Annotated in this window: 5 protein-coding genes; 3 read left to right on the top strand and 2 right to left on the bottom strand. The window is 60.3% G+C overall.

Translation table 11 applies throughout. From position 1 onward, the window contains the following. The coding region (locus B9A23_RS21865; RefSeq protein ID WP_084281513.1) for an ABC transporter substrate-binding protein at positions 1–884 on the top strand (884 nt) is incomplete at its 5' end. A 128-nt stretch (positions 885–1,012) separates the two neighbouring features. Here the strand turns inward: B9A23_RS21865 and B9A23_RS21860 are convergent. Then, positions 1,013–1,498 (bottom strand): MarR family winged helix-turn-helix transcriptional regulator, encoded by a 486-nt coding sequence (locus B9A23_RS21860; RefSeq protein WP_254895247.1) that lies wholly within the window; start codon positions 1,496–1,498, stop codon positions 1,013–1,015. Between the two features lie 483 nt (positions 1,499–1,981). On the opposite strand from B9A23_RS21860, the gene B9A23_RS21855 reads away from it, so the two are divergent. Together B9A23_RS21855 and B9A23_RS21850 are read left to right on the top strand one after the other, a co-directional pair. After that, positions 1,982–2,530 carry a MarR family winged helix-turn-helix transcriptional regulator gene (locus B9A23_RS21855; RefSeq protein ID WP_066271311.1) on the top strand — a complete coding sequence of 183 codons (549 nt, stop codon included), beginning with the start codon at positions 1,982–1,984 and terminating at the stop codon, positions 2,528–2,530. 287 nt (positions 2,531–2,817) lie between these two features. Next, positions 2,818–3,942 (top strand): serine hydrolase domain-containing protein, encoded by a 1,125-nt coding sequence (locus tag B9A23_RS21850; RefSeq protein ID WP_197423807.1) that lies wholly within the window; start codon positions 2,818–2,820, stop codon positions 3,940–3,942. Between the two features lie 88 nt (positions 3,943–4,030). Here the strand turns inward: B9A23_RS21850 and B9A23_RS21845 are convergent, their stop codons facing one another. Beyond that, positions 4,031–5,215, bottom strand: coding sequence for an alpha/beta fold hydrolase (locus tag B9A23_RS21845; RefSeq protein WP_137903378.1), 1,185 nt, complete (start codon positions 5,213–5,215; stop codon positions 4,031–4,033). Positions 5,216–5,399 lie beyond the last annotated feature (184 nt).

Raw genomic sequence — 5,399 nt, 5'->3', positions numbered from 1 at the left:
CCGTCGAGGAAACGTTCTTCCGGATGCTGCGCAATCGCGAGTTCGATGCCGCCGAGCTTTCGATGTCATCGTATTGCGTGACTCTGGGCCGGGACAATCCAGACTTTATCGCCATCCCGGTGTTCCCGTCACGTTTCTTCCGTCATTCCTGCATCTTCGTGTCGGCCAAGAGCGGCATCGAAAAACCGTCCGACCTTGTCGGCAAGCGCATCGGCGTCCCGGAATATCAGATGACCGCGCCGGTCTGGATCCGCGGTATCCTGCAGGACGAATATGGCATCGACCCGGCGTCGGTCACTTATGTCACGGGCGGCGAGGAAGAGCCGGGCCGTGAGGAAAAGCTCAAACTCAATCTGCCGGACAAGTTCAAGGTTGAGCCGATCGGGCCAAACCAGACGCTGACCCGGATGTTGGCTGATGGCGAGATCGACGCGCTGCACACCGCGCGTGCTCCATCGACCTTCTATTCGGAACCGCACAATGTGCGGCGCCTGTTCCCGGACTTCGTCCAGGTCGAGAAAGCCTATTTCGGCAAGACGAATATCTTCCCGATCATGCACGTCGTTGCCATTCGCCGCGACATTTACGAGAAGAACCGCTGGATCGCACAGGCGCTCTACAAGGCGTTCGTCCAGGCGCAGCAGCTAACCTACGAACAGCTGCGCGTCTCAGCCTCGCTCAAGACGATGCTGCCCTGGCAAATTGCCGCGGTCGAGGAAACGATCGCGACGTTGGGCGATCAGTGGTGGCCTTACGGAATCGAGAAGAACCGCCACGTACTCGAGACCTTCACGCGCTATCATCATGAGCAGGGTCTGTCGCCGCGCCAGCTGACGATCGAGGACATGTTCGCGCCGGAGACGTTCGCGGAGTTCAAGATCTGACGTGATGCAATCCGGGAAATGACGGGGCGGAGCATAAGCGGTGCGGGAGCAGCGTGGTTGTCGATGCTCCGTCTTTGCCGGGCTGCCGCAGGATACCCGGCGAGCGGCCGCTGACCGGTTGCGCCCTGTCAGTCCTCGGCGGGGGTGTTCGGGATAGAATCGAATTCGGCGGCGAGATTGGCTGACATGCGCGAAAGCACGTCGACGCACGTCGCAACCTCGGCCGGATCGATCCCGGCGACGGCGATGCGGTTAATGTCGATCGCATATTGCATGAGCTCCGCTTCCAGGGCTTTGCCTCGTTGGGTCAGCGTAACGCTCAACTTGCGGCGATCAACCTTGTCGCGGGTGCGCTCTACAAGCCCGTGCTGCATCATGTTGTTGATTATCGACACAGTCGTGTTTTCTGTGACGTTGGTCATGTCGCTCAGATATTTCTGGGTGACGCCGTCGCGGATCCACAGCACACGAAGGTAATACCAGAAGCCCGTCTTTAGATCGTGCTTCGCCAGCATCGCATTGAGCAGGCGATCGAACCGCCGATGGCAGCGCCGGACCTGATAACCAAGGCTCCATTCCGGATTGAGCTGGGCGGGCCTGTTGGACAAATGCACTCTCCCTGGGGCGTGTCGCCATGTTCGCCCTCCCAATGAGGCAGGGGCAACGGCTTTGATGGTGCACCTGCCCGCCAACGTCCAGTTGGATACTGACGGCAGACTGGGCCTTGCCACGCTCTGCATCGGCGTCGGCATGGGCCTTGCGCTCGCGGTCGAACGGGTCTGAATCGTGCTTCGGTGACACCCTATCTATTCCACGCGGATTGAGCGTGGGTTCTCCGGCCCTTTGAATCCCGCCCGAACTAGGGTGGCCCTCGTGCCCTTACGTCGGTTGAATATATGGCAGTCACGACCATCAAGGCCGCCGAACGAACGCCGGAATCTCGCCCTCGACCCGGATGAGAAACCGCGGGACCGTCAAGTCATAATCCATTAACAAGTCAACCGACCCACGCGGCTGGGGCGGTTGCCAAGAAGGAATGCACGCTGGTTTCGACATTCAACAGGCCCGATGGTTCGGGTCATGCAGGGCCGATTTCGATGAGCGGAGATAGCGGGGAAATCAACCTGCCGTTCGACCTGAGTATCGGATATCAAATCCGACTCACGCATCGACTTATGCAAAAGCTGCTACAGCTGAAGATCGAGCAGTTCGGCGTCACCCTGGGCATGTGGTACTTCTTGCGCGTCCTGTGGGACCAGGACGGCTTAACCCAGAAGGAACTGTCCGACCTTGTTGGAACGATGGAGCTGACCACGCTTTCGGCGATCGCTTCCATGGAGCAACGGGGAATCGTTGCCCGGGTCCGCAACGCGGCGGACAAGCGGAAGATCAACATCTTCCTCACCCCTTACGGTCACGAGCTGAAAAGGAAGCTTCTGCCCATTGGCATCGAAGTTGGGGATATCGCTAAGACCGGCATTTCGCGCCGCGAAGCGGATCTCCAGATCGCCCTATTGGGCGAGCTGCAGACCAATCTAGAAGCTGCGATTCGGAGCCTCTCCCCCGAGGAGCCCGACGCGAAGCCGGGTCGGCGGCGCCGAGAGGACCGAGGGGTCGCCGGCATCACTCATGAGGCAGGCGACTGATGCGATAGTGGGTGTCCTCGCCACCATGGATGCCCCACATCAATGTTGCGCGCCGATACTTACATCACTAATGGTTAGATAACTAAGGAACTGCACGGTGGCGGTCTGCGACGTGAAGGTTGCGTGGAGAGGTGTGCTGATGGTCAGGCCTTGCCTCCGACCGAATCGTCGTCGCTCTCCACCGCGCGGTTGATGACTGCAATCGCTTAGGTGCGGGCCGCGTCCGGTCTGCGAGAGTATCGGGAGAGTTTGAACTTATGAGTTCATCAGCCTTTAAAGGCGCGGATGTGTCCGATCGCCTGGATCGCGCGATAGACAATGCTCTCGCCGACAATCGTTTGGTGGGAACGGTCGTGATCGTCGCCCGGGGCGGCAAGATCGCCTATCGCCGCGCGGCGGGATTTGCAGACCGTGAATCGCAAAAGCCGATGCAAACGGATAGCATTTTCCGATTTGCATCGGTGACCAAACCCTTTGTCACCGCCGCCGTGATGCGCCTGATCGAGGATGGTGTTGTGAGGCTGGACGATCCAGTGACGCGCTTCCTGCCCGACTTTCAGCCGCGCCTGTCCGATGGATCGGTTCCGGTCATCTCGATCCGCCATCTGCTCACGCACACATCGGGGCTCGGCTATCCGTTTCAGGAAGGGAGCGATGGCCATTATCGTCGCCTCGACGTCTCCGACGGGTTGGATCAACCGGGATTGTCGCTATCCGAGAATCTTCGGCGCCTGGCTGCCGCCCCGCTTACCGCCGCACCGGGGTCGGGTTTTCGCTATTCCCTTGGCATGGATGTGATGGGAGGGGTGGTTGAGAGCGTTACCGGTGGTTCGCTACGCGATGCTGTGCGCAAACTGGTCACGGATCCGCTGGGTATCGTCGATACCGGCTTTGCCGTTGCGGATGTTGAGCGGCTCGCGACGAATTACTTCAACAGCGAATCCGTTCCCGTCCGCATCACGGACGGCATGGTAGTGCCTCTGGATGCCTTCAACGGGTCGCTAACGTTCGCGCCGAGCCGTATCCTGGATCCAAACTCCTATCCGTCAGGCGGGGGTGGGATGGTGGGGACTGCGGGCGACGTCCTGCACTTTCTGGAAACCATCCGGCTCGGGGGTGGTCCGATCCTGAAGCCTGAAACAGTCGAGATGATGGCGACCGATCAGCTCGGACCTCAGGCTGCGGCCTGCGGGCCGGGTTGGGGCTTCGGCTTCGGCTGGGCAGTGCTTGCAGATCCGCACGCCGTCCCGTCGCCGCAGTCTCCCGGAACGCTTCACTGGGCCGGCGGATACGGCAATAGCTGGTTCATCGATCGTGCAAACGCGCTGACGGTCGTGGCCATGACCAACACGGCCTTTGAGGGTATGTCGGGGAAGTTCGTGTCCGACATCCGGGACGCCGTCTACAACTGATCCCCGCAAGGAATCCGCGACCGGCCGGCGTAAGCCGGCCGCGCCGCAGCGAAAATGCGGAGGCGCCGCGTCGATCGCGGCGGCCAGATCACAAATCGTTGCGGTGGCTCCAGTCGATGATCCCGTCGATACAAGCGCTGAGATGTTCGGGCTGGCCCTGGTAGAAATGGGTCGCGCCCTTGATGCTCACAAATTCCTTGTTCGCAACGGTGAGCGCGTTGTGAATGATCGGATTATGGCTCGCGGGAACCGCGTCGTCCGCTTCATTCTCGATCTGCAGCACAGGGGTCCGATGGATCTTTGTCGCGTTAACGGCAGCCTTGGAGTTGGATAGGTCGTAGGACCATTGCGACAGCCACGAGCGCAGGGTTGAGAATCGCGCCAAACCAGCGGGTCCCACGTTCACCGTGCGTGGATTGCCAAGATAGGATGCCCCCGGCGCGCGTCCATTGGGGTCGATCGTCGGATCAATCCAGCGCACGTCGCACATCGTGCGGTGCGTGACGAAGGCGCGTTCGGTTTCGCCGTCGTTGCGACGACGGAGCGTGGCAAGCATTTCCTCGGCCCAGGCGGTAATTCTGCGATTGCGGGCCCGCTGCCTCTCGCGGAAGGCGGCGATGAAGTCAGCGGTGAATGGTGGTTTGTTCGGGCAGTCCGGACTATAGATATCGAATTCGAGATCGCGCGTGTCCGGGTCGAATTCGTCGATGACGGAGGGGTCAAGCCATTCGGTCAGCACTTCCGCCCGGCTGAGGTGGGCGGCGATTAAGACTATTCCGTCAACCCGCTGCAGCCGCGCTGCTGTCAGGTCATAAAGGTCGCCGGCGGGCGTGTGGGTGATTGTCGGATGTTCAGACTGGGCCGCATAAAACAGCGATAGCGAGCCGCCGCCCGACCATCCCACCAGGATCACCTTTTCATAACCCAGCGACTCGCGCGCGTGGCGCACCCACTGGCCCATGTCGTAGGCGACCTTTTCCATAATCAGCGCACTATCGTTTCTCGGGTAGCGACTCGACGCGCAAAGTACGTGCAACCCCGCATCGGCAAGCGCCTCAGGCATTGGGAGCAGCTGGACCGTGGCTGTGGGGTGCATGAACAAATAGACCGCCTTAGATGGCCGCGCTCTCTGCCGGAACAGCTGGCCTTCCAGCTCGGTCGTGCCCTCGGCGCCCGCAAAACTGTAGGTCTCCGTCATCCCCGGTTGATCGCGGAAGCGAACGATTTCGGGAAGGCGATCCCATAGCGCCTTTGTCGGCAATCCTCTCTCCATGGCCATATCCTTAGTTATCTAACTATAATTGCGTATTACCGTACTCCAGTCAAGGGAAGGGCTTCCCATGCGAAGGGGCGCGCACTGAGCAACCATCCCCTCCCCTGTTTGCCCAAATAGGTAGCGGTTTTCCGTTGTCCTCGGTCACGATAGGTACGTTTTTAGGGCGGTACAGCCTATAGAG

The sequence above is a fragment of the Novosphingobium sp. B1 genome (assembly GCF_900176395.1).
GTDB lineage: Bacteria > Pseudomonadota > Alphaproteobacteria > Sphingomonadales > Sphingomonadaceae > Novosphingobium.
Note: the sequence above shows the minus strand (reverse complement) of the source record. Positions and strands in the feature narration are given on the sequence as shown.